The organism is Streptomyces sp. DG2A-72 (assembly GCF_030499575.1).
Lineage (GTDB): Bacteria > Actinomycetota > Actinomycetes > Streptomycetales > Streptomycetaceae > Streptomyces.
The window spans coordinates 8,408,015-8,433,670 of record NZ_JASTLC010000001.1; the positions used below are offsets into that span (position 1 = coordinate 8,408,015).

Here is a 25,656-nt window from a genome sequence, read left to right on the forward strand (position 1 = left end):
GGCTAGAGGTAAGCCTTACCTTACCCAACATCGTTGAGATGTGAACCGGCTGCTTCTGGCCCTATGGTGCTTGACGGACGAGTAACAACCCGCCGTAATGACCCCAAGTACCGACAAGGCCGGAGGAGGACCCCGTGAAGCAGGGCACGCAGGGCTCCACGGAGACGGGGCATCCGGAGCGGGCGCGGATGCCGGCCGGCGGAATGCGGGTGCCGCCCCAGCCGCGGGCGGCCGACGTGGACCGGGAGCGGGACGCGGCAGCCGCGCCCGGGCCGGGGGCCGGCGACGTCCGGGGCGAGCACACCCACAGCGAGACGCCGATTCCGCGTCCCCGCCCCACCGTCCAGCGGTCCTCCGTGCGCGGGCAGATCCTCGACGCCCTGCGCACCGCCCTGGTCTCGGGCGAACTGACCCCGGGCGAGCTCTACTCGGCGCCCGCGCTCGGCGACCGCTTCGGGGTCTCGGCGACGCCCGTGCGGGAGGCGATGCAGCAACTGGCCCTGGAAGGCGCCGTCGAGGTCGTGCCGAACCGTGGCTTCCGCGTCATCGAGCGCGGCGCCCGAGAGCTGGCCGAACTGGCCGAGGTCCGGTCCCTGATCGAGGTTCCGGTGATGCTGCGGCTGGCGCGGACGGTGCCGGTGGAGCGCTGGGCGGACATGCGTCCCCTCGCCGAGGCGACGGTACGGGCGGCCGGCACCGGCTGCCGGGTGACGTACGCCGAGTCGGACCGGGCCTTTCACCGCGGGCTGCTCGCCCTGTCCGGCAACGAGCAGCTCGTGCACCTCGCCGAGGACCTCCATCGCCGGGCCCAGTGGCCCCTGATGGGCGGCCCTGCCGGACGCGGGCGCGCGGACCTGCTCGCGGACGCGGCGGAGCACACGGCGCTGCTGGACGCGTTGATCTCGCGGGACCTGGACGGGGTGCGGGCGCTGGTGGGGGAGCACTTCGCGGGGGCGAGCTGAGCGGTCCCCCTCAGGCGTGGCCCCGCTCAGGCTGTCACCGCCGGTGGCGCAGGGGGCGCCAACTCCCGTGCCAGCCACGTCGGTACGCCCCCCAGCAGCCGGAACAGCCGACGGGCCTCCTCCCGCAGGCGTGAGGCCTCCGGCTCCACCTCCGCGTCGGCCAGGGACACCAGCGCCGGCGCCGTACCCACGAGATAGCCCAACTCCTCCCGGATGCGCAGGGATTCGGTGAAGCCGTGCCGCGCCTCCGCCAACTCGCCGTCCCGCAGGGCGAGTCCGGCCAGATGGCGCCAGGTGAAGGATAGGAGAAGCGGGTCGGAGTGGGCCGTGGCGCCCGCGTGGGCCCGGCGGTACGCGGCGCGCGCCGCCTGCGGGGAGAGGGTCAGGTTCTCGGCCAGCAGGCCCCGGCGGAAGTCCAGCAGCGCCCGGCCGGGCGCCCCCGGCGGGATCAGCGCCGCCGCCCGGCCCAGCGCGGCCCGCGCCTCGTCCGCCCGGTCCCGGACCGTGTGCAGTGTTGCCGCGTAGGCAAGTTGCCCGCGTTCACAAGCGGCCGCGCCCCGCTCCTCGTCGCTGTGGGCCAGCGCCTCGGCCGTACGCAGCCCGTCCTCGGCCTCCTCCCAGCCCTGCTCGGTGTACAGACACCGTTCGACCAGCAGCGCGGCCCGCTGCAACGCGGAGGCCGGGGTGTCGGGCCGGAGCAGGGCCGCCGCGTCCGCCCAGCACGCGCGGGAGCGCAGCCGCCATACCGCGGTCTGGAGGGGATCGTCACCAGGGGTCGTTCCGGAACCAGACATGGCGGTATGCGCCACATTGCCCTCCCCGAGCGCGCCGTCGAGCTATGAGTGGTGGCGGCATCTCAGCACGAATCGTCGGCCCTGGCCAAGAGGGAGTGTGAAAGTTTTCACTTGCGCTGAACTCGCGCGGCCTTCTGGTCACCTCAACTCATCCGCAACGCCAGGAAGAAATCGAGCTTGTCCTCCAGGCGTGACAGGTCACGGCTCGTCAATTGCTCGATTCTCCCGACGCGGTAGCGCAGCGTGTTGACGTGCAGGTGAAGGCGGGTGGCGCAGCGTGTCCAGGAGCCGTCGCAGTCGAGGAAGGCCTCCAGGGTGGGGATCAGTTCGGCGCGGTGCCGGCGGTCGTAGTCCCGGAGGGGGTCCAGGAGCCGGGCCGTGAAGGCGCGCCGTACGTCGTCCGGGACGAAGGGCAGCAGCAGGACGTGCGAGGCCAGCTCCTGGTGGCCCGCCGCGCACACCCGGCCGGGCCGGGCCGCCGCCACCCGCCGTGCGTGCCGGGCCTCCTCCAGCGCCCCGCGCAGCCCCTCCGCCGAGTGCACGGCCGCGCTGACGCCGAGCGTGACACGCCCGTCCTCGTCCAGCCCGGCCGCCAGGGGATCCCGTACGGACTCCAGGAGCGCGTCGGCGTGGATCCCCGACTCGGAGCCGTCGTGCTCGGTCGACACCGCCGGGAGGGGGACGAGGGCGATCGCCTCGTCGCCGGTGTGGGCGACGGCGATACGGTCGGAGGGCTCCGGTCCCGTCGACAGCGGGTCGACGAGGATCTCCTCCAGCAGCGACTGGGCGACCGGCCCGCCCTCGATGTCCCCGCCGTCCCACTCCACCCGGGCCACGACCACCTGCCAGTGCGGTGCGGCGCCGAGCCCGGGCAGCAGCACCGGCGCGGCCACCCGCAGCCGGGCGGCGATCTCGGCGGGCGCGGCACCGGTCTGCACCAGCTCCAACACCTCCTGTGCGAGCCGTCTGCGCACCGTACGGGCGGCGTCCCGCCGGTCCCGCTCGACCGCGATCAGCTGGGTGACGCCCTGAAGCAGGTCGAGCCGTTCCTCGGGCCAGTCCCCGGCGTCCGCCGCGACGGCCAGCAGCCAGTCCGACAGCACCGTCTCCCGCACGTCCCGGGCGCCCTGCGGGGAGCGCCCGCTGCTACGGATCGGGAACAGCGCGTACGGCGCGGCGCCCACCGTCACCCGGTGCGGTCCCCGCCGTCCGGTGCGGGCAGCCGCCAACTGCTCGGCTGCCAGCTGCGCACACATGTCGGCGGGCAGCTCGGGCCCGCCCACCTTCGGGCCAGCGATGAGCCGCCCGGTCGGCGACAGCACCCAGGCGCTCAGGTCGAGGTCGGAGCCGAGGAGGTCGAGGACCACGTCGGGCCCGCCGCCCGCGGGGCCCGAGGTCATCATCCGCCGGTGCCGGTCGACCACCGCCGCGAGGTCCCCGGCGCGCTCGCCCGAGACCTGCCGTACGACATGCTCGGTGATCGTCGCGAACGCCACCGACTCGTGCACCGCGAACAGCGGCAGCCGGTGCTTGGCGCAGGCGACCACCAGATCGTCCGGGATGTCCCCCAGCTCGGCCTCACCGGCGGCGAGCGCGGCCACGCCGGCCGCCACCAGGATCCGTACGAACGGCTCGGAGTCCTCGGCGTCCCGGCGCCAGGCCAGGCCCGTGAGCACCAGCTCCCCGCCCGAGAGGTAGCGGCTGGGGTCCCTGAGGTCGGTGGTCATCACGCCCCGGACGGTGCGGTCCAGCTCGTCCTCGCCGCCGAGCAGCCTGAGGCCCAGCGCGTCGGTGTCCAGCAGTGCGCGCAGCCGCATTCTCGTCGCCGCCGTTCTTTGTCTCGAAATCTACGATGAATCTTGATGGGTCATGGTGGCCGCGGCCAGATCGGCGGGCCGGTGAGCGCTGCTGTGCGCGGTGCTCGCCTGCTTCCGGAGGTGTCCCAGGTCACAAGGGCTGTGACTGACGTTTCCACGGAAAAACGAGGAGGTTACCTGTGACCTCCATTCATACGAATCTACAAGATGACCTCGCTGGCCAGCCAACTCCTTCATGGTTTCCGTGACTGACCGATGAGACGCACCGCGCTGTGTACTGACTTCGATCCGCGTTAACAGAACATGAACGAGCCAGTCTCACCGCACCCGATCTGGCTTGATCAGTACGACCCACGAGACGAAGAAGAGAGCCGGTCATGGACTTCCTTCGCCCCGCCAGCTGGGAGGAGGCGCTCGCCGCGAAGGCCGAGCACCCCACCGCTGTGCCGATTGCGGGTGGCACCGATGTGATGGTCGAGATCAACTTCGACCACCGCCGGCCCGAGTACCTGCTCGACCTGAACCGCATCGGCGACCTCTGCGAGTGGGAGGCCGGCGAGGACACCGTGCGGCTCGGTGCCTCCGTCCCGTACACCAAGATCATGGAGCATCTGCGTCCCGAGCTGCCGGGCCTGGCCCTCGCCTCGCACACGGTCGCCTCCCCGCAGATCCGCAACCGGGGCGGCGTCGGCGGCAACCTCGGCACCGCCTCCCCGGCCGGCGACGCCCACCCCGCCCTCCTCGCGGCCGGCGCCGAGGTCGAGGTCGAGTCGGTGCGCGGCTCCCGTCTCATCCCGATCGACGAGTTCTACACCGGCGTGAAGCGCAACGCGCTCGCCGCCGACGAGCTGATCAGGGCCGTACACATCAAGAAGGCCGATGGGCCGCAGCAGTACTCCAAGGTCGGCACCCGCAACGCCATGGTCATCGCGGTCTGCGCCTTCGGCCTGGCGCTGCACCCGCGGACCCGCACCGTCCGCACCGGCATCGGCTCGGCCGCCCCCACCCCGGTCCGCGCGAAGGCGGCGGAGGAGTTCCTGAACGCGGCGCTCGAAGAGGGCGGCTTCTGGGACAACGGCAAGATCATCACCCCGTCGGTCGCCAAGCAGTTCGCGGAGCTGTGCTCAGGCGCCTGCAACCCGATCGACGACGTCCGGGGCACCGCGAGCTACCGCCGGCACGCGGTCGGCGTCATGGCCCGCCGCACGCTGACCTGGACCTGGGAGTCGTACCGCGGCGCCCGCCGCATCACCGAGGGAGCTGCGTAATGCGCGTGAACTTCACTGTCAACGGCCGTCCCCAGGAAGCCGACGACGTCTGGGAGGGCGAGTCCCTGCTGTACGTGCTGCGTGAGCGGCTCGGTCTGCCGGGATCGAAGAACGCCTGCGAGCAGGGCGAGTGCGGTTCGTGCACGGTCCGCCTCGACGGTGTGCCGGTGTGTTCGTGCCTGGTCGCCGCCGGTCAGGTGGAGGGCCGCGAGGTCGTCACGGTCGAGGGCCTGGCGGACTACGCCAGGCAGCGCTCCTGCGGCGACACTTGTGGGACCTCGCTCGACGAGGCCAAGGGATGGCAGGCCAAGGGCACCGACTCGCAGACCGGCGAGGGCACCGAACTCTCGCCGATCCAGCAGGCGTTCATCGACGCCGGCGCCGTCCAGTGCGGCTTCTGCACGCCGGGTCTGCTGGTCGCCGCCGACGAGATGCTGGAGAGCAACCCGAACCCGACCGACGCGGACATCCGCGAGGCGCTGTCGGGCAACCTGTGCCGCTGCACCGGCTACGAGAAGATCATGGACGCGGTCCGGCTGGCAGCTGCCCGGCAGGGAGAGGCGGTCTAGCACCATGCCCACCAACGGCGCTCCCATCGGCGCTCCCACCAAGGTCACCCAGGGCTCCCACACCAAGGGCGGCATCGGCGAGTCCACCCTCCGCCCGGACGGCACCCTCAAGGTCACCGGTGAGTTCGCGTACTCGTCCGACATGTGGCACGAGGACATGCTCTGGGGCCAGATCCTGCGCTCCACCGTCGCGCACGCCGAGATCGTGTCCATCGACACGAGCGAGGCCTTCGCGACGCCGGGCGTGTACGCCGTCATGACGTACGACGACCTGCCGACCGACGTGAAGAACTACGGCCTGGAGATCCAGGACACGCCCGTCCTGGCCCACGGCAAGGTCCGCCACCACGGTGAGCCGGTCGCGATCGTCGCCGCCGACCACCCGGAGACCGCGCGCCGCGCCGCCGCCAAGATCAAGGTGGAGTACCGGGAGCTGCCGGTCATCACGGACGAGGCCTCCGCGACCGCGCCGGACGCGATCCTCGTCCACGAGGGCCGCGACGACCACCACATCGGCCATGTCCCGCACCCGAACATCGTGCACCGCCAGCCGATCGTACGAGGGGACGTCTCCGCGGCTCGTGAGCGTGCCGATGTCATCGTCGAGGGCGAGTACACCTTCGGCATGCAGGACCAGGCCTTCCTCGGCCCCGAGTCGGGCCTCGCGGTCCCGGACGAGGACGGCGGCGTCCACCTCTACATCGCCACCCAGTGGCTGCACAGCGACCTTCGGCAGATCGCCCCCGTCCTCGGCCTGCCCGAGAGCAAGGTCCGTATGACGCTGTCCGGCGTCGGCGGCGCGTTCGGCGGCCGTGAGGACCTGTCGATGCAGATCCACGCCTGTCTGCTCGCCCTGCGCACGGGCAAGCCGGTCAAGATCGTCTACAACCGCTTCGAGTCCTTCTTCGGACACGTCCACCGCCACCCCGCGAAGCTCCACTACGAGCACGGCGCCACCAAGGACGGCAGGCTCACCCACCTGAAGTGCCGGATCGCCCTGGACGGCGGCGCTTACGCATCGGCCTCCCCGGCGGTCGTCGGCAACGCCGCGTCGCTGAGCGTCGGCCCGTACGTCGTCGACGACGTCGACATCGAGGCGATCGCCCTCTACAGCAACAACCCGCCCTGCGGCGCCATGCGCGGCTTCGGCGCGGTCCAGGCGTGCTTCGCCTACGAGGCGCAGATGGACAAGCTGGCCGCGAAGCTCGGCATGGACCCGGTGGAGTTCCGCAGGCTCAACGCCATGGAGCAGGGCACGATCATGCCGACCGGCCAGCCGGTCGACTCCCCGGCCCCGGTCGCCGAACTCCTGCGCCGCGTCAAGGCGATGCCGATGCCGCCGGAGCGCCAGTGGGAGAGCAGCGAGGGCGCGGACGTACGGCAGCTGCCCGGCGGTCTGTCCAACACCACGCACGGTGAAGGCGTCGTACGCGGAGTCGGCTACGCCGTCGGCATCAAGAACGTCGGCTTCTCCGAAGGCTTCGACGACTACTCGACCGCTCGCGTGCGGATGGAGGTCGTCGGTGGGGAGCCGGTGGCCACCGTGCACACCGCGATGGCGGAGGTCGGCCAGGGCGGCGTCACCGTCCATGCGCAGATCGCCCGCACCGAGCTGGGCGTCGCTCAGGTGACCATCCGTCCGGCGGACACGCAGGTGGGCTCGGCGGGTTCGACGTCGGCCTCGCGCCAGACATATGTCACGGGCGGCGCGGTGAAGAACGCGTGCGAGCTGGTCCGGGAGAAAGTGCTGGAGATCGGCCGCCGCAAGTTCGGTACGTACCATCCGGCTTGGGCGACTGCCGAGCTGCTCCTGGAGGGCGGCAAGGTCGTCACCGACGGCGGCGAGGTACTGGCCGACCTGGTGGACGTCCTCGAAGGCGAGACCGTCGAGGTCGAGCAGGAGTGGCGGCACCGGCCCACCGAGGCCTTCGACCTGCGCACCGGCCAGGGCAACGGCCACGTCCAGTACAGCTTCGCCGCGCACCGCGCCGTCGTCGAGGTCGACACCGAGCTGGGCCTGGTCAAGGTCATCGAGCTGGCCTGCGCCCAGGACGTCGGCAAGGCCCTCAACCCGCTGTCCGTCATCGGCCAGATCCAGGGCGGCACGGTACAGGGCCTGGGCGTCGCGGTGATGGAAGAGATCATCGTCGACCCCAAGACGGCCAAGGTCAGGAACCCCTCCTTCACGGACTACCTGATCCCCACCATCCTCGACACCCCGACCATCCCGGTCGACGTCCTCGAACTCGCCGACAACCACGCCCCATACGGCCTCCGCGGCGTCGGCGAAGCCCCAACACTGTCCTCAACTCCAGCCGTCCTCGCGGCAATCCGCAGCGCGACGGGCCTGGAGCTGAACAGGACGCCGGTACGTCCCGAGCATCTGACGGGAACTGCCTGATGTCCGCCGCCGCTGCGGGCAGTCGTGCCTCCCCCAGTGCCTTAAGGGCCTGGGGGGACCCCCAGGCGGCACGGGTGGGCGCAGCGGCACCCCGACGCCGGGCAACAGCCAAACCCACGGCAACCCGGCGCCGGTTCAAGTCCAGTACCACGCACACGCATCGTTCGATCTCGGGCCGTCCCCCGGGTCGTGCGGCCGAAGCACCTTCCCAAATCCCGTAGCCGCCGCCCCGGCGGTTCCCCAAACGGGTGTCCCTATGAACCTTGGGAGTAGGCCCACATGACCCAGCAGTCACTTGAGCCGAGGACCACAGCCGAAGACGCGGGCGAAGGCACCCGCGTCCCGGCCGGCAGGTCCTGGCTCGACCGGTACTTCCACATATCCAAGCGAGGATCCACCGTCGCGCGCGAAGTCCGCGGCGGCGTCACCACCTTCATGGCGATGGCGTACATCCTCCTGCTCAACCCCCTGATCCTGTCCGGCAAGGACGCGGCAGGGGACACGCTCGCCCAGAAGGCCCTCATCACCGCGACCGCGTTCGCCGCGGCCTTCACCACGCTGCTGATGGGCTTCTTCGGCAAGGTGCCGCTCGCCCTCGCCGCCGGCCTCTCCGTCTCCGGCGTCCTCGCCTCCCAGGTCGCCCCGCAGATGACGTGGCCGCAGGCCATGGGCATGTGCGTGATGTACGGCGTGATCATCATGCTGCTGGTCGTCACCGGCCTCCGCGAGATGATCATGAACGCGATCCCGCTGGCGCTGAAGCACGCGATCACCATGGGCATCGGCCTGTTCGTCGCCCTGATCGGCTTCGTCAAGGCCGGTTTCGTGCACCAGGGCGAGGGGACCCCGGTCACCCTCGGCCCCGCCGGCGAACTGGCGGGCTGGCCCGTCCTGCTCTTCGCCGTAACCCTCCTCGCCATCTTCATGCTCCAGGCGCGCGGCGTCCCCGGCGCGATCCTGATCGGCATCATCGGCGGCACCGTACTCGCCGTCGTCCTCAACGCACTTGACGTCATCAACCCGAAGCAGTGGGCGAGCGGCGCACCCGAACTGCACGGCAGCGCGGTCTCCATGCCCGACTTCTCGATCTTCGGCAATGTCGAGTTCGGCGGGTGGGGGCAGGTCGGCGCGATGACGGTCGGCATGATCGTGTTCACGCTCGTGCTCGCCGGGTTCTTCGATGCGATGGCGACGATCATCGGCGTCGGCACCGAGGCCAAGCTGGCCGACGACAAGGGCCGGATGCCGGGCCTGTCCAAGGCGCTGTTCATCGACGGCGCGGGCGGCGCGATCGGCGGTGTGTCCGGCGCCTCGGGCCAGACCGTGTTCGTGGAGTCGGCGACGGGCGTCGGCGAGGGAGCCCGTACGGGCCTGTCCTCGGTCGTCACCGGCCTGTTCTTCGCGGCCTGCCTCTTCTTCACCCCGCTCACGGCGATCGTGCCGGGCGAGGTGGCGGCGGCGGCCCTGGTGGTGATCGGCGCCATGATGATGATGAACGCGCGGCATGTGGACTGGGCGGACCGGGCCACCGCGATCCCGGTGTTCCTGACCGTCGTCATCATGCCGTTCACGTACTCGATCACGGCCGGTGTCGCCGCCGGCGTCATCTCGTACGTCGCCATCAAGATCGCTCAGGGCAAGGCGCGGGAGATCGGGGCATTCATGTGGGCCCTCACAGGCATCTTCCTGGTCTTCTTCGCCCTCAATCCCATAGAGAGCTGGATGGGCGTGCACTAGGCACGCCGCCGGTACGCCCGTGGTGCACGCCCCTCCGCACAACCGCTGTAAGGAGACCGAGAGATGCTGGACATCGCCGAAGAACTGCACCGGTGGGTCGAGCAGGGACGCGACTTCGCCGTGGCCACCGTGGTGGCCGTCGGCGGCAGCGCGCCCCGCCGGCCCGGCGCCGCCCTCGCGGTGGACGCCGACGGCACGGCGATCGGCTCGGTCTCCGGCGGCTGTGTGGAGGGCGCGGTGTACGAGCTGTGCGGGCAGGCGCTCCAGGACGGGGAGTCGGTCCTGGAACGCTTCGGCTACAGCGACGAGGACGCCTTCGCCGTCGGCCTGACCTGCGGCGGCCTCATCGACGTCCTCGTCACCCCGGTCCGGGCGGGCGACCCCGTCCGCCCGGTGCTCGCGTCCGCGCTCACCGCCGCCGCGCGCGGGGAGGCGGCGGCGGTGGCCCGGATCAGCTCCGGCGCGCCGGAGCTGATGGGCCGGGCCCTGCTGATCCACCCCGAGGGCCCGTACGACGGCGGCTTCGGCGCCCACCCCGAGCTGGACCGCACGGTCGCCGAGGAGGCCCGCGCCTTCCTGGACGCGGGCCGTACCGGCACCCTGGAGATCGGCGAGCAGGGTTCGCGCTGCGGGGCCCCGCTCACGGTCCTGGTGGAGTCCTCGGTCCCGCCGCCCAGGATGATCGTCTTCGGCGCGATCGACTTCGCGTCGGCGCTGGTCCGCATCGGCAAGTTCCTGGGCTACCACGTGACGGTGTGCGATGCCCGCCCCGTCTTCGCCACGAGGACCCGCTTCCCCGAGGCCGACGAGATCGTCGTCGAGTGGCCGCACCAGTACCTGGAGGGCACGCAGGTCGACGGCCGTACGGTCCTGTGCGTCCTGACCCACGACGCCAAGTTCGACGTACCCCTGTTGAAACTCGCGCTCCGGCTCCCGGTCGCCTACGTCGGCGCGATGGGCTCCCGCCGCACCCACCTCGACCGCAACGAACGCCTCCGCGAAGTCGGCGTGACCGAACTGGAGTTGGCGCGGCTTCGCTCCCCGATCGGCCTCGACCTCGGCGCCCGTACCCCCGAGGAGACGGCCCTGTCGATCGCCTCCGAGATCGTCGCCAGCCGACGCGGCGGCAGCGGCGTCTCCCTCACCGGCGCCCACACGCCGATCCACCACGACGTGACGTCGGCGTCGGAGCCGACGGGGCGGATCGGGTCGGTAGCCTGAACGCATGCCCGTCATCGACGCATGGATGCAGCACCCGACACTCCGGCACTCCCACCACGAGATGTTCGAGTCCCTGCGCCGCTGGACGGGGATGGAGCGGCTGGAGGAACCACTGCCGGTCAAGGCGACGGTGGCCGCGATGGCCGCCGCCGATGTCGAGACCGGCCTGTCCGCGGCCTGGTACGGCCCTCAGGGACCGCTGATCAGCAACGACGAGGTGGCCGAGTTCGTCGCCCAGTCGGACGGCAGACTGCGCGGCGTGGCCGGAGCCGACCTCACCCGCCCGGTCCCGGCGGTACGGGAACTGCGCCGAGCCGTGACGGAACTCGGCTTCGTCGCCCTGCGGATCGTCCCCTGGCTCTGGCAACTCCCGCCCAGCGACCGGCTGTACTACCCCCTCTACGCCGCCTGCGTCGACCTCGGCGTCCCCTTCTGCACCCAGGTCGGCCACACCGGCCCACTCCGTCCCTCCGAGACGGGCCGTCCCATTCCGTACGTCGACCAGGTCGCCCTGGACTTCCCCGAACTGACCATCGTGTGCGGGCACATCGGCTACCCCTGGACCACGGAAATGATCGCGGTCGCCGACAAACACGCCAACGTCTACATCGACACCAGCGCCTACACCGCCCACCGCTACCCGCCCGAACTGGTCGCCTACCTGCGCGGACGCGGGCGCGGCAAGGTCCTGTTCGGCTCCAACTACCCGATGATCACGCCGAGTCGGGCACTGGAACACCTCCCAGAACTGGGCTTGGACGACGAGACCACGGAACTGTTCCTGTCCGGCAACGCGCGACGCGTCTTCAGGCTCTGAGCGCCGACCCCGTCACTGCCACCTGAGCAACCGATTCACCGCCCGCCCGAACACATACCGCGCCGCCCGATCCACCACCGGATCGAAGACCCCGGGCAGCGGCCGCACCCCCAGTTCCTCGCGCCAGACGACGCGCGCCCGGCCACCTGGCCCCGGTCGCAGTTCGAGCTCCGCCCAGCCGGTGATCACGCGGCCCCGCTTCTCCAGGCGGCACAGGCCAGGGGTTTCGTCGCCCGGTGGGTGCCACACGGTGACCTCCATACGGTCGTCGAAGGCGAGGGGGCCGAGGCCGGTGCGGGCGACGAACACCGTGCCCTCCCCGGTGGGGGGCGGTGTGAGGACGGTGACGCGGGTCAGCGGTACGACCTCGCCGTGGCGGGGCCACTCGGTGAGGCGGCGCCAGGCCTCGGGGAGGGGGAGGGGGACCGTGCGTTCGAGGAGGAAGTTGACCACGCAATGATCGTAGGGAAGCTGGTCGTGAATTCCCGTCCCAACTTCCCGCACGGACCGGTGAAGCACGGCGGCGGGCCTCTAGCATGCCGCCATAGGCGGGCAATCCGCCCGCCCTCAGGGGGAGTTGTTCGTCATGCCACTGAAGGCCTACGGCGTACTGATCACACGTGCGGTCGACACCCGGCGCGAGGGCGCCGACGACACGCCGCACTATCAGATACACGTCACGGACGACGCGGGCACGCACTACCGCGCCGCCGTGAACGTCCTCTCGCAGGAGCGGCCCAGCGAGCTGCTGTACCTCGTCGACGAGGACTTCCGGCACCCCGTCACGGACCGGCTGGAAGGCCTCACCAGCGGCTGGAACACCCTGCCGGCCGGGCCCGGCGGCCCGAACCTCGACTTCGTCCGCGGCAACCTCTTCGACCCGGCGCGGATGCGCCCGCTGCCGCCGGACGCCGACGGTCCCGACAACGACCTCGCCGACGTCCTCGACCACTATGTGCGGCGCGCGGTCGACGACCCGGAGGCCCGGCTGTACGTCTTCGGTGAGCGCTGGGGGCCCGAGAACGGCGCCCAGGACAAGGTGTTCGGCTTCCGGCCCGGCAACGGCGTCCACGACATCCACATGAACCAGGGCAACAGCCGCCGCTTCCGGGGCGACGACGGCGTGTGGCAGGACGGCGGGATTCTGATCCACTTCCCCGGGCAGTCGCGCTGGGTCGGGATCTTCCTCGCCTTCCAGAGCCAGTCCTGGCACACGGACGACATCACCGGCCACGCCCTGGAAGGCGCCGACGGTACGCGTCCCGAGCCAGGCGGTCAGCGGGTGCGGGTCGTCGCCGCGCTGGTCAACCCGAAGGGTCCGGCACCCGAGGCCGAGACGGTGATGCTGATCAACGCCTCGCCGGACCCTGTCGACCTCACCGGCTGGCGCATCACCGACCGCCTGGGACACGGCTCCCCGGTACCGTCCGGGCCGCTGGCCCCCGGTGCCTTCCTGTCCGTGCCCCTCTCGGCGGACGGCGCCCGACTCGGCAACAACGGCGGCGAGATCAACCTCCTCGACGCGGGCGGTCTGAAGGTGCACGGCGTTTCGTACACCGGGCAGCAGGGGGGACGTGAGGGCTGGACCGTGGTGTTCTGACGACCGACGACGTGTCGCCACCGGAGGCGTCTCATGACCCCTGAACCGCACGGCGGACTCGACGCGTTGCAGCGCGACCCGTACCCGCACTACGCGCGCGCCCGGCACACCGACGGCCTCGTGCACCTCGCCGAGCTGGACGCCTGGCTGGTCGCCCGGGACGCCGACGTACGAGAAGTCCTGCGCCGCCCCGGGGATTTCTCGTCGGCGAACGCGCTGCGGCCGGACGTGCTGCCGTCGCCCGCCGCGCTCGCCGTCCTCGGCGGCGGGTTCGGCGGGCGGCCCGTCGTCGTCACCGCCGACGGGGAGCTGCATCAGCGGCTGCGCGCGCCGATCGTCCGCGGCCTGTCGCCGGCGCGCGTCGCCGCCGCGCTGCCGTACGCCGTCGAGCGTGCAGCCGCTCTCGTCGACGCGTTCGCCGGGGACGGGGAGGCCGAGCTGATGTCGGCCTACGCGATGCGGCTCCCCGGCGAGGTCATCGGCAGGATCGTCGGCCTCGACCCGGCCGACGTACCCGCCGTCGTACACGGTGGTTACCGGGCGGAGGAACTGCTCTTCCGTCCGCTGGAGGAGGACGAGCAGGTGGCCGCGGCCGAGGACGTCGTCGCCATGCAGCACATCCTCGACGGCTACGTGCGCGAGCGGCACGCGCACCCCCGCGAGGACCTCTGCACCGACCTCATCGCCTCCGTCACCACCCCGGGCAAGGGCGAACTCACCCTGGAGCAGCGGCACGAACTCGTCGCCCACCTCCAGAACCTGCTCCTCGCCGGACACCTGACGACCACCGCGCTGATCGGCACGACCGTCCTGCACCTCCTGCGCCACCGCAACCAGTGGGAGCTGCTGTGCGCCGAGCCCGACCGGATCCCGGCGGCGATCGAGGAGGCGGCACGCTACGACACCGCCCTGCAGGGATTCCGCCGCGTCACCACCCGCCCGGTCACCCTCGCGGGTACCGAACTCCCCGCCGGTGCCGCACTGTTCGTGGCCTTCGGCGGGGCGAACCGGGACGCGGTACGGCACCCGCGCCCCGACACCTTCGACATCACCCGCACACCCGACCGCCACCTCGCCTTCGGGTCGGGCGTGCACAGCTGCCCGGGCTCACAGCTCGCTCGCGAACAACTCCGTATCGCCCTGCGGGAGTTGACCGGCCGCCTGCCGGGCCTGCGGCTGGCCGAGGACCGACCGGTCACCATGCGCCCCACGCTGATCCACCGGTCCCCGCAGGCCCTGCACCTTCACTGGCCGTAGAACGTGGCGTCCGCCCGGTCCGTCGCCGCGCTGGGCGTCTGGACGTACAGCACCTGCTCCCAGTGCCGGATGTAGCGTCCGGCGTAGTTGTACGACTCGTACGAGACCCCCGCCGCGTCGGACAGCCCCGCCCGCCGGTAGAACGTCGCGTCGGACGCGAACCGCGCCGTCCCGTCGTTCCTCTCCAGCCACACCTCGAAGTTCTTGTGCCGCAGGAAGTAGCCGGGGAAGTTCGCCGACTCCAGCGCGACGGTCCCGCTCCCCGCAAGCCCCTTGACCACCCGGAACTGCGAGTCCGCCAGCGGCGAGACGTTCGCGTCCGTCCGGGCGCGGTACTCCCAGTGGCGCATGAACCGGTCCGGGAAGTTGTACGACGAGAAACGCTGCGGCGTGACCCCGTCGGCCACCGGGATCCCGAAGTCGGGGGTGCCGTCGGCCTTCCAGTACAGCTTCTGCACGCGGGTACGGCGGTTGGGGTCGTTGAGCGGGTCGCCGCTGATGTCCTTGTAGCTGCGGTCGTGGTAGACGAGGATGTCGCTCTTTCCGTCCTCGGAGACGGTGAAGGAGTTGTGACCCGGCCCGTACTGGCTGGTCGAGGCGTTGCTGGTGAAGACGGGCGTCGAACTCTTCGCCCATGACGCCGGGTTGAGCAGGTTCGCGCTCGCGGAGGCCGACAGCAGGCCCAGGCAGTAGTTGCTGTCCGTTGCACTCGCGGAGTACGACATGAACACCTTGCCGCCGCGCTGGATCACCGCCGGCCCCTCGTTGACCTTGTAGCCGACCGTCTCCCAGGAGTAGGTGGGCCGCGACAGCCTCACCGGGGTGCCGGTGATGGTCCAGGGGTTGGCCATCCTCGCGAGGTAGATGTCCGTGTTGTTGTTCACGGACGGGTCGCGCTGCGCCCACGCCAGATAGCGCACCCCGTTCACGACGAAGGTCGTGGCGTCCAGCGAGAAGCTCTCCCACTGGGTCTTGATCTGCCCCTTCTCCGTCCAGTTCGCGGTGAGCGGGTTGGCGCCGGTGCCCTCCAGGACGTACATCCGGATCGCCCACACATCACTGGTGGATCCGGCGGCGAAGTAGACGTACCACTTGCCGTCGATGAAGTGGATCTCCGGCGCCCAGATGTGCGCGCCCATCACGCCGCTGGAGTGCTTGGTCCAGATGGTGACCTCCTGGGCCGTGGACAGGCCCTGGATGGTCGTCGCCCGGCGCAGCACGATGCGGTCGTACGCGGGGACGGTCGCGGTGAAGTAGTAGAAGCCGTCGGTGTGTTTGACGATGTGCGGGTCGGCCCGCTTCTCCGCGATCGGGTTCGTGTAGGTCACGGCGGGGGAGTCGGGCACGGCGGCCTGGGCGGGGGAGCCCGGTGCGACGAGGCAGGCCGCGAGAGCGACCAGCATCGCCGTGAGCAGACGAACGACGTTACGTGTCAAGGGAGTTCTCCGCATCAGGTCAGGTGGTGGGGACGAGGCGCCACTGCTGGCAGTTGCTGTTCAGCCAGGTCCACTGGCGTACGTCGGCGCCGTTCGCGGTGGCGCATTCGGCCACGTCGGCGACCTTGCCGGTGGACTCGTTGACGATCCGGACGTGGTCGCCGCTCGCCGTGAAGACGAGCCGGTAGCGCTGGCACTTGTTGTTCAGCCAGGACCACTGCCGGATGTCGGCACCGTCGGTCGCGGAGCACTCGGCGGTGTCCATCACCTTGCCGGTGGCGACGTTGACCAGCCGGTTGGTGTCGTCGCCGAGGTCCTGGACCTTCCACTTCTGGTTGGTCCCGCCGTTGCAGGTCCACTGGAAGATGTTGGCGCCGTCGGCCGTGCTGCCGCCGTTCACGTCCAGGCACTTGCCACTGTTGCGGTTGACGAGGGTGTACGCGGTCGGGGTCGCCGCAGTCTCGCCGGACGGGCCGGGGAGCGTCGTACCGAGGGCGACGGGGGTGCCGAAGTTCGGGGTGCCGTCCGCGTTCCAGGTGAACTCCTGGGCCCGCGTGGTCCGTCCGTTGCCGCAGCCGCCGTTGGACGCGGAGTTGCCGTGGTAGACGAGCCAGTTCTCGGTGCCGTCCGGGGAGGTGAAGAAGCCGTTGTGCCCGGGGCCGTACACACCGCGTGCGTCACTGCGCTGGAAGACGGGCGTCGACTTCTTCGTCCAGGATGCCGGGTTCAACGGGTCGGAGCCGGTCAACTCCAGTTGTCCCAGCTTGTAGTCGGCCGTCTGGCAGGAGCTGGCCGAGAAGGTGAGGAAGGTCCGGCCGCCGCGGTAGAGCGGCTCGGGGGCCTCGTTGACGGGGGAACCCGACCGCTCCCAGCTCATTGTCGGACGGGAGATCACGGTGAAGGTGCGGCTCGCCAACGTATACGGATTGCTGAGCGGCGCGATGACCAGGCTCTGCTCGCCGCCGTTCACGAACCCGCTGCCGACGAGATAGAGACGGCCTCCGGCCCGCAGCACGCTCGCGTCGATCAGCCAGCCGCCGGGTGTGAGATTGGACCCGGTGAGCGAGCCCTTGTAGGTGTACGGGCCCATCGGGTCGGCGCCCGCGCTCTCCAGCACATGCGTGCGCTGCGAGTCACAGCAAGCCACCCCGCTCCGACCCGCCGAGTAGTACAGGTACCAGTGCCCGTCGACGAAATGCAGCTCCGGTGCCCAGAAGTTGGTGTTCCGCGTCGACGTCGTGTCCGACCACACCTGCACGTTCGGCGCGGTGGCGAGGCCCGCGAGCGTCGGTGACTTGCGGATGCCGAGGATGCCGGTGAACGTCGTGGTGATCAGGTAGTAGTTGCCGTCGTAGTACTCCAGCCAGGGGTCGGCGCCCTTGGACGACTTGAGCGGGTTGGCATACGGGCGCCCGTCGGCCGCGGCGGCCGGCTGGGTCGCCGACACCAGCGCGAGGAGTACGGCGCACACAAGGACGAGCATCTGACGCATACGAGATCCTGTCCGTGATTTCGAACGCGGTTCGTGAATTCGATCAGAAGATAGATCTGGGGCATGTTCCCGTCAACGGTCGTGTCACAAGGGCTTTACCGGGCTTCAACTGACGGCGCCTGCGCAAAGCGTCCCGTGGCGAGGTGGGCGCGGGGGGCGGTCAGCCGGGCGAGCTGCGCCTCGCACTCGGTGACGCGCCCCTTCACCGCCGTACGCCAGTCATCGTCCTTGCTGGTCCCGGACAGCAGCGCGGTCCGCTGCAGGAGCTGGATCAGCGCGATGCGCCGTCGTTCGACTGCGGCGCCATCGTGGCTGGTCGCGCAGTTCCCCGCGCCCCTAGGTCGGCACGCTTGCCGCAAGCTGCGGGCATTCGTGCCGCCTGGGGCGGCACGGGTGGGCGCAGGCGGCACCCCGTCAACGGGCTGCATGTGTGGGGGGTGATCACGGCAGCGGCGACACTCGTGGTCGCGGGGCTGCTGGTCCCGCTGGTGCGGGAGGGGGCCGCCGCCCCTCCCGCACCGGCGTCGTACGGCCTCAGCAGTCGCGGAACTCCGGCGACTGGTTCAGGATCTGGGCGCGCAGAGAAGTGAAGCGGGTGTACGTCTCACCGCCGCGCGCCTCCGGCGGGAACACGGCGACGCGGTGGCAGTTCTGGAAGGCGAGGGCGACGCCGAAGTGCCGCTCCAGGCTGCCGCGGATCGCGTCGCTGGACAGCGCCCGCAGCAGCTGACCGCGCTCCTTCTCGGAGGGCGGAGGCGTCTGGTTGTCGGCGAACTCGGCCCGACCGGCGCCCAGTTCGCCGACCAGACGGGCGATCAGATCGTAGGCGTACGGCAGGGACGTACGGACCGTATCCACGAAGTCCTCTTCCCGCACCTGGCCGTTCTCGGCTTCGGCGAGCAGCTGCGGGGAGACGTCGAGCGACATGAAGGGGGTGTCCTGTCTGTTGTGCTGGTGGTGGAACACAGAGGTGCGGTGAGGTCAGGCGAAGGCTGCGAGCGCCGCGGGGCCGTGTTCAAACTCGGGGTCGACCTGGTCGGCGAGGTCCCGGCCGGTGGCCTCGTTGGCCCAGGCCGTGGCGTTGCGGAGGTGGAACTCGACGGCGTGCCGCTGGAAGGCCGCCCAGTCCTTCGTACGGGCGTCGACGGCGGCCTGCAGCCGCTGCAGGGCCTCGGCGTTGGCGGGCTCCAGCTCGCCCTGGTCGCGGCCCTGTTCCTGGGCACGGACGAAGGCGGACTGCTCGCAGTGGGCGAGGAGGTCGTCGCCGACGTGCCGGCGCAGGAAGTCGAGGTCGTCAGCGCCGGTGACCTTGTTTCCGACCACGGCGACCGGGATGCCGAACTCGGCCGCGTGGTCGCGGTACTGGCGGTAGACCGAGACGCTCTTCCGGGTCGGCTCGACGACCAGGAACGTCATGTCGAACCGGGTGAAGAGCCCCGAGGCGAAGGCGTCCGCGCCGGCCGTCATGTCGACGACGACGTACTCGCCGGGGCCGTCGACCAGATGGTTGAGGTACAGCTCGACCGCGCCCAGCTTGGAGTGGTAGCAGGCCACCCCGAGATCGCTCTCGTCGAAGGCGCCGGTGACCATCAGGGACACCTCGCCGACCCGCTGGACGTGCCGCGAGTGGATCTCGTCGTCGCCGAGCAGCCGGACCAGTCGCGAGCCGCGCCCGGGCGGCGTGGTCTTCACCATCGCCTGGCGGGACGGGATCCGCGGGTTCGTGCCCCGCAGATAGTCCTTGATCTCACCGGTCCGCGCACTGAGCGGCGGCGCGGCGAAGACCTCGTCCTCGTCGAGCCCGAGGGCGTAGGCCAGGTGCTGGTTGATGTCGCCGTCCATGGCGACGACGGGCGCGCCCGAGCACGCGAGATGACGGGCGAAGAGTGCGGACAGGGTCGTCTTGCCGCTGCCGCCCTTGCCCACGAAGGCCACGCGCATGCCTAACCGCCCCTATTGGAAATGAATGTCATGAACGTAGATTGATGAGAGCAGGGGGCCGGTGTCAAATCCGCGGACGCTCAACTGGGCGGCGGGCGGAGTCAGTTGAAAATTGGGTAGTAATCCGGAGCCAGTCGGCGAGCCGGGCCGGGTCGTCCTGGGTGTCGACCATGCCGGGGCCCGTCGGTCCATGACGCGTCGGTCACCGACGCGGGGACCACCGTCCGGCGCGGGGTGTCCGTGAAGAAGGTCCGGCGCAGGTCGACCACGTCGGGCAGATCGAGGTCGAACCACCGGACCCGGCCGTTGTCGACGCGCTCGTACCGCGTGTTGAGACCGGTGCCGGTCTCGACGACCGTGCCCTCGGTCCGTCGTCGAAGCGGGCGAAGTCGTAGTCGATCGAGGCGACGAACTCCTCGGCCCGCGCGTCGCGCAGGGCGGGTTCCGGCTTGCGGTTCTCCGCCGCGCGGCCCGTAGAGCGGAATGAGCAGGGTCTCCCGGGCCGGGCGGTGCCGTGGCTGCGTCCACCGTCCGACCCGGAGTCAGTGGGCCCCGGCGACCAGTTCGGGGTGCTCTTCGTGCTCGCAGGCATCGTCGATGCCGTACGTCTCCCAGGCCGGGAAGGGGTCGGCAGCGGGTGGCGCTTCACCGGCCCGCATCAGACAGGCGGACAGCGCGGCGCGCAGCGGCTCGGCCTGCAACTCGGTGCCGATGAAGACCAGTTCCTGTGCGTACGGCGCCTCCTCGTCCCGCGCTGTGGACGGCTCGAAGCGGGCCACCGTACCGGCCTGCGACCACAGCCCCGTCACCTGCGGGCGGCTGGCCAGGGTGAAGAAGCCCTTGGAGCGCAGGACCTCCCCGAAGACTCCGCTGTCCAGCTGCTCGCTCACGAACGTCCACAACCGGTCGGGGTGGAAGGGCGGTTCGGCGCGGAAGACGGTGGAGGAGATGCCGTACTCCTCGGTCTCCGGGACATGGTCGCCGTTCAGCTCCCGGACCCAGCCCGGCGCCTGCTGTGCGCGCTCCAGGTCGAACAGACCGGTGCCCAGCACCTCGCGGACGTCGACCCGGCCGTGCTCGGCGCGGACGATCCGGGCGGCGGGGTTGAGGCGGGCGAGCGTCGCGCGCAGCCGGTCGGCGGTCGCGGTGTCGACGAGGTCGAGCTTGTTGACGACGATCACGTCCGCGAACTCGATCTGGTCCATCAGCAGATCGCTGACGGTGCGCTCGTCGTCCTCGTACTGGTCGAGCCCCCGCTCCACCAGCTCGTCGCCGCCCGCCAGTTCGGGCAGGAAGTTCGCGGCGTCCACGACCGTGACCATGGTGTCCAGTCGGGCCAGGTCGCCGAGGGTGGCGCCGTCGTCGCGGGCGAAGGCGAAGGTGGCCGCGACCGGCATCGGCTCCGAGATGCCGGACGACTCGATGAGGAGGTAGTCGAAGCGGCCCTCGCGGGCCAGCCGGTCGACCTCCTCCAGCAGATCGTCGCGCAGAGTGCAGCAGATGCACCCGTTGGTCATCTCGACCAGGCGTTCCTCGGTCCGCGACAGAGCGGCCTCGCCGCCGCGGACCAGCGCGGCGTCGATGTTGATCTCGCTCATGTCGTTGACGATGACCGCGACCCGCAGGCCCTCACGGTTGCCGAGGACATGGTTGAGCAGCGTGGTCTTGCCCGCTCCCAGGAACCCGGACAGCACGGTGACGGGCAGACGGTCGGACGGCGCAAGGGAAGGCATGGCGGATCTCCTGGGTGGGCGAGCACCGTCACGCTACATGAAAATGGATTCCATTACTACGGCCGGTTCGCCGGACCCGGCCGGGGCGCGCGGGGCGGCCCCGGCCGGTGGGAGGCAGGTGGTCAGGGCGTGGGCAGTTCGGCGCGGACCGTGCGGGCCGCGGTGACCAGGTTCTCCAGTGAGGAACGGGTCTCCGGCCAGGCTCGGGTCTTCAGGCCGCAGTCGGGATTGACCCACAGCCGGTCGGCGGGGATCGCCTTCAGGGCGGTGCGCAGGAGTTCGGCCGCTTCCTCGGCGCTCGGCACGCGCGGGGAGTGGATGTCGTACACGCCGGGTCCGGCCTCGCGCGGATAGCCGTGGCCGGCGAGTTCGCGGGCGACCTGCATATGGGAGCGGGCCGCCTCCAGGCTGATGACGTCCGCGTCGAGGTCGTCGATGGCCTGGACGATGTCGCCGAACTCGGCGTAGCACATGTGGGTGTGGATCTGCGTGTCCGGGCGCACGCCGCTCGTCGTCAGACGGAACGCCTCCGTGGCCCAGGCCAGGTAGGCGGGGTGGTCGGCGGCGCGCATCGGCAGCGTCTCGCGCAGGGCCGGTTCGTCGACCTGGATCACCGAAGTGCCCGCCGCCTCAAGGTCGTTCACCTCGTCGCGGAGAGCCAGGGCGACCTGCCGGGCTGTCTCGTCGATCGGCTGGTCGTCGCGGACGAAGGACCAGGCGAGCATGGTGACCGGACCGGTGAGCATGCCCTTGACGGGGCGCGAGGTGAGGGACTGGGCGTACGTCGTCCAGCGCACCGTCATCGGCTCGGGGCGGGAGATGTCGCCGGCCAGGATCGGCGGGCGGACGTAGCGGGTGCCGTAGGACTGGACCCAGCCGTGCTGGGTGGCGAGGCAGCCGGTGAGCTGTTCGGCGAAGTACTGGACCATGTCGCCCCGTTCGGGCTCGCCGTGCACCAGAACGTCAAGCCCGGTCTTCTCCTGGAAGGAGATCACCTCCTGGATCTCCGTCCTGATCCGCTCCTCGTAGTCGGCCGTGTCGATCCGGCCCGCCTTCAAGTGCGCGCGCGCCGCGCGCAGTTCGCCGGTCTGCGGGAACGAGCCGATGGTGGTGGTCGGCAGCGGCGGCAGGCCGAGGTGGGCCCGCTGGGCGGCGGCCCGCTCGGCGTACGGCTGGCAGCGGCGGGCGTCGGCCGCGGTGACGGCCGGGGCGCGGTTCCGTACGGCCGGGTCGCGGCTGATGGGGGAGTTGGTGCGGGAGGCCAGGTCGGCGCGGTTGGCGGCGAGTTCGGCGGTGATCGCGTCGGTGCCGTGGGCGAGGCCCTTGGCGAGGGTGACGATCTCGGCGGTCTTCTGCCGGGCGAAGGCGAGCCAGCGCAGGATCTGCGGCTCGATGTCCCGCTCGGCCGCCGTGTCGAGGGGGACGTGCAGCAGGGAGCAGGAGGCCGCGACGTCGACCCGGTCGGCCAGACCCAGCAGGGTGCCGAGCGTGGTGAGCGACGCCGACAGGTCGTTGGCCCAGATGTTGCGGCCGTTGACGACACCCGCGACCAGCCGCTTGCCGGGCAGCCCGCCGACCGCGGCGAGGGCGTCCAGGTTGGCGGCGGCGGCCTCGGTGAAGTCCAGCGCGAGTCCGTCGACCGGGGCCTTGGCCAGTACCGGCAGCGCATCGCCGAGCCGGTCGAAGTACGAGGCGACCAGCAGCCTCGGCCGGTCGGTGAGGGCGCCCAGCCCTCGGTACGCCCGCTCGGCGGCGTTCAGTTCGGCCGGGGTGCGATCCTGGACGAGGGCGGGCTCGTCCAGCTGCACCCACTCGGCGCCGGCGGCGCGCAGGTCGGCGAGGACCTCGGCGTACACCGGCAGCAGCCGGTCGAGGAGGGTGATCGGGTCGAAGCCGGCGGCCACGCCGGGGGCGGGCTTGGCGAGCAGGAGGTAGGTGACGGGGCCGACCAGGACCGGTCGCGCTGTCAGGCCCAGGGTGAGGGCTTCCTTCAACTCGGCGACCTGCTTGGCGGAGTCCGCCGTGAACACCATGTCCGGGCCCAACTCCGGCACCAGATAGTGGTAGTTGGTGTCGAACCACTTCGTCATCTCCAGCGGCGCCACGTCCTGGGTGCCGCGCGCCATGGCGAAGTAGCCGTCCAGGGCGTCCGCTTCGACGGCGGCCCGGTGCCGCTCGGGGATCGCGCCGACCATGACGGTGGTGTCGAGGACGTGGTCGTAGTACGAGAAGTCACCGGTCGGTACCTCGTGGATGCCGGCGCCGGACAGTTGCCGCCAGTTGCCGCGGCGCAGTTCGGCGGCGGTGGCGCGGAGGGCGTCGGCGGTGACGCGGCCCTTCCAGTAGCCCTCGATCGCCTTCTTCAGTTCCCGGTGCTGTCCCTGGCGGGGGTAGCCGTACACGGTGGCCCGTGCTGCCGCGGCTGCGGGCTTGCTTGTCACGGAGATCTCCTTCGCGAGATGAATCCCTGAGATCCCGGAGACGGGACGAGAACGCGAAGGGTGACCAACCGGACGGCAACGGCCACTGGCCGTCCGCTCGGTGGTACGCCGACCCGCCCTCGAGGTCACCGGGATGTCCGCGCACGAGTGGTTCGCACACGGGCAGTTGGCAGGTCTTCGGACTCACGGGCACGTCTCGTCGTCGTACGAGACATCTACTGGCCGTCGCTTCCCAGGCCCGATTCATGGACCCAGTGCGTATGACGGCGGTCGTTCCCGTTCACCGCTGCGGGGCAGTCCCGGATTTTCACCGGGTTCCCTCTTGCGACGCATCCCGCCTGGCAGGCGGGGCGAACCAGCTGCGTCGGCCAGCTTAACCCGCGGGAGGCAGCGGCTGCTCGAACCACACAACCTTGCCCGTGCTCACCCGAGTTGCCCCCCAGCGCTCTGCCAGCTGGTCGACCAGGAACAGCCCGCGCCCGCCCTCGTCGCTCAGCCGGGCGTGCCGCATCCTCGGCACCACGGGCGAGTCGTCGCCCACCTCGCAGCGCAGCACGTCCGTGCAGAGGAGCCGCAGGGTGATCGGCCGGGAGGCGAAGCGCACGGCGTTGGCCACCACCTCGCTGACCATCAGCTCGGTGGACTCCAGCAGGTCGTCGAGGCCCCAGCCGTGCAGCGTCCTGCGGGTCAGCCGACGGGCCTGCCGCGCGGTCTGCGGGCGCGGAGCCATGTACCAGTAGGCGACGGTCTCCGGCAGGATGCCCTCGAACCGGGCCGCGAGCAGCGCGATGTCGTCGTCCCGGTCACCGGCGTCCAGAGGGCCGAGCGCCTGGTCGCACAGGTCTTCCAGCGTCGGCGGCGCGGATCCCGGGCCGGTCGCGCGCAGCCGGGCGCACAGCCGCTCCACCCCGGTCAGCACGTCCGAGTCGCGGGACTCGACCAGGCCGTCGGTGTACAGCAGCAGCGTCGCCCCGGTCGGCGCGTGGGTCTCGACGGACTCGAATCCGCCGCTGCCGACACCGATCGGCGCTCCGGGCGGGACGTCCAGCACCTCCACGCTGCCGTCGGGACGCAGCAGCACCGGCGGCAGATGGCCGGCGCTGGACACGATCAGCCGGTGCAGTACGGGGTTGTACAAGGCGTACAGGCAGGTCGCGGTGTGTTCGCTGCCCAGCCGTCCCGCCTGCTCGTCGAGGTGGTGCAGCACCTCGTCCGGGGGCAGGTCGAGCCCGGCCAGGGCCTGGACGCTGGTCCGCAGCTGGCCCATGATCGCGGCCGAGGTCATGGAGTGGCCCATCACATCGCCGATCACCAGGGCCACGCGGTTGCCGGGCAGCGGGGATCGCGTCGTACCAGTCCCCGCCGACCTGCGCGGTCCGCGAGGCCGGCAGATAGCGGCTGGCCAGCCGGACACCGGGCGGCTCCGGCAGCGAGGGCGGGAGCATCGTGCGCTGCAACGTGTCCGCGACGGATGCCTCGCGCTCGTACAGCATCGCCTTGTCCAGCCCGAGGGCGGTGTGGGTGGCGAGCTGGGAGGCCACCAGCAGATCGTCGCCGGTGAAGTCGGGCCGGTCGAGTCCGCGGATGAGGACGACGCTGCCCAGCGCGTGGTTGCGGCCGTGCAGCGGGGCGATGATCAGCCGTCGCCCGGGAGGTGTCGACCAGGGCATGTGCACCCTCCCGAGCAGTTCGGCCGCCGCCGCGGCGACGCCCGGGTCGTTGCCGAACACCGGCCGTCCGTCCTGCAGCAGCTTGGCGAGCAGTCCGGTGGCGGCCGGGCGTACGACCTCGGCCGCCTGCCGGGTGTGCGCGCTCGGCGCGGGTGACCCGGAGCCCCGGCCGGCGGGGGCCCGAAGGGACGCGTGGTCCACGGTGTGCAGCCGCAGGATCTCCGGGGCGGCGCCGATCTCGTCGCCTATCGGCAGGGGAGCGTACAGGTGGACGAACGCCGTGTCGGCGAACGCCGGGACGGCCGCGCGGCACAGTTCGTACAGCGTCTCGTCGAGGTTCATGCCGCGAGCGATCTGCCGGGTCGCGGCGTCGAGATAGCGGAGTCTGTCGGTCTGCGGCGGGGTGACGTCGGGTCCGTCGCCCGGTGGGCGTCCGGCGGGAACCTCCGCGGCCGGCAGCCGCACGGTCACGCCGCGGTTCTCGGAGCCGGACGGCTGCG

The 25,656-nt window shown here is 71.0% G+C and carries 19 protein-coding genes, 1 pseudogene and 1 riboswitch; of the genes and pseudogenes, 9 read left to right on the forward strand and 11 right to left on the reverse strand.

Translation table 11 applies throughout. The features are described from left to right. The first annotated feature begins 134 nt into the window (after positions 1 to 134). Positions 135 to 962, forward strand: coding sequence for a GntR family transcriptional regulator (locus QQY66_RS39940; protein WP_301985271.1), 828 nt, complete (start codon positions 135 to 137; stop codon positions 960 to 962). Positions 963 to 988: 26 nt separating this feature from the next. On the opposite strand, the gene QQY66_RS39945 is transcribed toward QQY66_RS39940, so the two are convergent. Then, positions 989 to 1,756 carry a hypothetical protein gene (locus QQY66_RS39945; RefSeq protein WP_301985272.1) on the reverse strand — a complete coding sequence of 256 codons (768 nt, stop codon included), beginning with the start codon at positions 1,754 to 1,756 and terminating at the stop codon, positions 989 to 991. A gap of 143 nt (positions 1,757 to 1,899) precedes the next feature. After that, complete coding sequence (locus QQY66_RS39950) at positions 1,900 to 3,573, reverse strand: PucR family transcriptional regulator (RefSeq protein WP_301985273.1); 1,674 nt, start codon at positions 3,571 to 3,573, stop codon at positions 1,900 to 1,902. Between the two features lie 377 nt (positions 3,574 to 3,950). Here QQY66_RS39950 and QQY66_RS39955 point away from each other — a divergent pair, with 377 nt between their 5' ends. From QQY66_RS39955 to QQY66_RS39980, 6 genes are all read left to right on the forward strand, one after another. Further along, complete coding sequence (locus QQY66_RS39955; RefSeq protein WP_301985274.1) at positions 3,951 to 4,841, forward strand: xanthine dehydrogenase family protein subunit M; 891 nt, start codon at positions 3,951 to 3,953, stop codon at positions 4,839 to 4,841. Next, complete coding sequence (locus QQY66_RS39960) at positions 4,841 to 5,410, forward strand: (2Fe-2S)-binding protein (RefSeq protein ID WP_301985275.1); 570 nt, start codon at positions 4,841 to 4,843, stop codon at positions 5,408 to 5,410. The genes QQY66_RS39955 and QQY66_RS39960 overlap by 1 nt, the downstream gene beginning before the upstream one ends. Before the next feature lie 4 nt (positions 5,411 to 5,414). Beyond that, positions 5,415 to 7,811, forward strand: coding sequence for a xanthine dehydrogenase family protein molybdopterin-binding subunit (locus QQY66_RS39965; protein ID WP_301985276.1), 2,397 nt, complete (start codon positions 5,415 to 5,417; stop codon positions 7,809 to 7,811). Positions 7,812 to 8,090: 279 nt separating this feature from the next. Further along, on the forward strand, positions 8,091 to 9,548 hold the full coding sequence (locus QQY66_RS39970; RefSeq protein WP_301985277.1) for an NCS2 family permease: 1,458 nt from the start codon (positions 8,091 to 8,093) through the stop codon (positions 9,546 to 9,548). A gap of 63 nt (positions 9,549 to 9,611) precedes the next feature. Next, positions 9,612 to 10,769, forward strand: a complete 1,158-nt coding sequence (locus QQY66_RS39975) for an XdhC family protein (protein WP_301985278.1) — start codon at positions 9,612 to 9,614, stop codon at positions 10,767 to 10,769. A 4-nt stretch (positions 10,770 to 10,773) separates the two neighbouring features. Continuing rightward, positions 10,774 to 11,586: an amidohydrolase family protein gene (locus QQY66_RS39980; protein ID WP_301985279.1), complete on the forward strand. Its 813-nt coding sequence runs from the start codon at positions 10,774 to 10,776 to the stop codon at positions 11,584 to 11,586. Positions 11,587 to 11,598: 12 nt separating this feature from the next. Here the strand turns inward: QQY66_RS39980 and QQY66_RS39985 are convergent, their stop codons facing one another. Next, positions 11,599 to 12,039, reverse strand: a complete 441-nt coding sequence (locus tag QQY66_RS39985) for an SRPBCC family protein (protein ID WP_301985280.1) — start codon at positions 12,037 to 12,039, stop codon at positions 11,599 to 11,601. 133 nt (positions 12,040 to 12,172) lie between these two features. Between QQY66_RS39985 and QQY66_RS39990 the strand changes: the two genes are divergently transcribed. After that, complete coding sequence (locus tag QQY66_RS39990) at positions 12,173 to 13,186, forward strand: DUF2278 family protein (protein WP_301985281.1); 1,014 nt, start codon at positions 12,173 to 12,175, stop codon at positions 13,184 to 13,186. A gap of 33 nt (positions 13,187 to 13,219) precedes the next feature. Next, entirely contained in the window at positions 13,220 to 14,443 is a 1,224-nt protein-coding gene (locus QQY66_RS39995; RefSeq protein ID WP_301985282.1) for a cytochrome P450, read from the forward strand. Here QQY66_RS39995 and QQY66_RS40000 read toward each other — a convergent pair. The 8 genes and pseudogenes from QQY66_RS40000 to QQY66_RS40035 all read right to left on the reverse strand — a co-directional run bounded on the left by QQY66_RS40000 (position 14,431) and on the right by QQY66_RS40035 (position 25,498). Next, positions 14,431 to 15,879 (reverse strand): family 43 glycosylhydrolase, encoded by a 1,449-nt coding sequence (locus tag QQY66_RS40000; protein WP_301985283.1) that lies wholly within the window; start codon positions 15,877 to 15,879, stop codon positions 14,431 to 14,433. The genes QQY66_RS39995 and QQY66_RS40000 overlap by 13 nt on opposite strands. Before the next feature lie 19 nt (positions 15,880 to 15,898). Continuing rightward, complete coding sequence (locus QQY66_RS40005; protein ID WP_301985284.1) at positions 15,899 to 17,371, reverse strand: family 43 glycosylhydrolase; 1,473 nt, start codon at positions 17,369 to 17,371, stop codon at positions 15,899 to 15,901. Between the two features lie 95 nt (positions 17,372 to 17,466). Further along, on the reverse strand, positions 17,467 to 17,730 hold the full coding sequence (locus QQY66_RS40010; RefSeq protein ID WP_301985285.1) for a hypothetical protein: 264 nt from the start codon (positions 17,728 to 17,730) through the stop codon (positions 17,467 to 17,469). Positions 17,731 to 17,905: 175 nt separating this feature from the next. After that, positions 17,906 to 18,298 (reverse strand): SCO5389 family protein, encoded by a 393-nt coding sequence (locus QQY66_RS40015; protein WP_301985286.1) that lies wholly within the window; start codon positions 18,296 to 18,298, stop codon positions 17,906 to 17,908. Positions 18,299 to 18,352: 54 nt separating this feature from the next. Then, entirely contained in the window at positions 18,353 to 19,312 is a 960-nt protein-coding gene (locus QQY66_RS40020) for an ATP-binding protein (RefSeq protein ID WP_301985287.1), read from the reverse strand. A gap of 542 nt (positions 19,313 to 19,854) precedes the next feature. Beyond that, a complete protein-coding gene (locus tag QQY66_RS40025) occupies positions 19,855 to 21,045 on the reverse strand; it encodes a GTP-binding protein (RefSeq protein WP_301985288.1) in 1,191 nt (396 codons plus the stop codon). Positions 21,046 to 21,167: 122 nt separating this feature from the next. Next, positions 21,168 to 23,486 carry a 5-methyltetrahydropteroyltriglutamate--homocysteine S-methyltransferase gene (gene metE, locus QQY66_RS40030; RefSeq protein ID WP_301985290.1) on the reverse strand — a complete coding sequence of 773 codons (2,319 nt, stop codon included), beginning with the start codon at positions 23,484 to 23,486 and terminating at the stop codon, positions 21,168 to 21,170. A 150-nt stretch (positions 23,487 to 23,636) separates the two neighbouring features. Next, positions 23,637 to 23,861: riboswitch (cobalamin riboswitch) on the reverse strand. Continuing rightward, a pseudogene (locus QQY66_RS40035) lies at positions 23,860 to 25,498 on the reverse strand (SpoIIE family protein phosphatase). It overlaps the preceding riboswitch by 2 nt. Between the last annotated feature and the right edge of the window lie 158 nt (positions 25,499 to 25,656).

What these genes read in the sequence shown, in the direction of transcription:
- QQY66_RS39975 (WP_301985278.1), top strand. Translation starts at nt 9,612, where the DNA reads ATGCTGGACATCGCCGAAGAACTGCACCGGTGGGTCGAGCAGGGACGC.
- QQY66_RS39990 (WP_301985281.1), top strand. Translation starts at nt 12,173, where the DNA reads ATGCCACTGAAGGCCTACGGCGTACTGATCACACGTGCGGTCGACACC.
- QQY66_RS40005 (WP_301985284.1), bottom strand. Translation starts at nt 17,371, where the DNA reads ATGCGTCAGATGCTCGTCCTTGTGTGCGCCGTACTCCTCGCGCTGGTG.
- QQY66_RS39970 (WP_301985277.1), top strand. Translation starts at nt 8,091, where the DNA reads ATGACCCAGCAGTCACTTGAGCCGAGGACCACAGCCGAAGACGCGGGC.
- QQY66_RS39960 (WP_301985275.1), top strand. Translation starts at nt 4,841, where the DNA reads ATGCGCGTGAACTTCACTGTCAACGGCCGTCCCCAGGAAGCCGACGAC.
- QQY66_RS39965 (WP_301985276.1), top strand. Translation starts at nt 5,415, where the DNA reads ATGCCCACCAACGGCGCTCCCATCGGCGCTCCCACCAAGGTCACCCAG.
- QQY66_RS40015 (WP_301985286.1), bottom strand. Translation starts at nt 18,298, where the DNA reads ATGTCGCTCGACGTCTCCCCGCAGCTGCTCGCCGAAGCCGAGAACGGC.
- QQY66_RS39955 (WP_301985274.1), top strand. Translation starts at nt 3,951, where the DNA reads ATGGACTTCCTTCGCCCCGCCAGCTGGGAGGAGGCGCTCGCCGCGAAG.
- QQY66_RS39980 (WP_301985279.1), top strand. Translation starts at nt 10,774, where the DNA reads ATGCCCGTCATCGACGCATGGATGCAGCACCCGACACTCCGGCACTCC.
- QQY66_RS39945 (WP_301985272.1), bottom strand. Translation starts at nt 1,756, where the DNA reads ATGTCTGGTTCCGGAACGACCCCTGGTGACGATCCCCTCCAGACCGCG.
- QQY66_RS39995 (WP_301985282.1), top strand. Translation starts at nt 13,220, where the DNA reads ATGACCCCTGAACCGCACGGCGGACTCGACGCGTTGCAGCGCGACCCG.
- QQY66_RS40020 (WP_301985287.1), bottom strand. Translation starts at nt 19,312, where the DNA reads ATGCGCGTGGCCTTCGTGGGCAAGGGCGGCAGCGGCAAGACGACCCTG.
- QQY66_RS40025 (WP_301985288.1), bottom strand. Translation starts at nt 21,045, where the DNA reads ATGCCTTCCCTTGCGCCGTCCGACCGTCTGCCCGTCACCGTGCTGTCC.
- QQY66_RS39950 (WP_301985273.1), bottom strand. Translation starts at nt 3,573, where the DNA reads ATGCGGCTGCGCGCACTGCTGGACACCGACGCGCTGGGCCTCAGGCTG.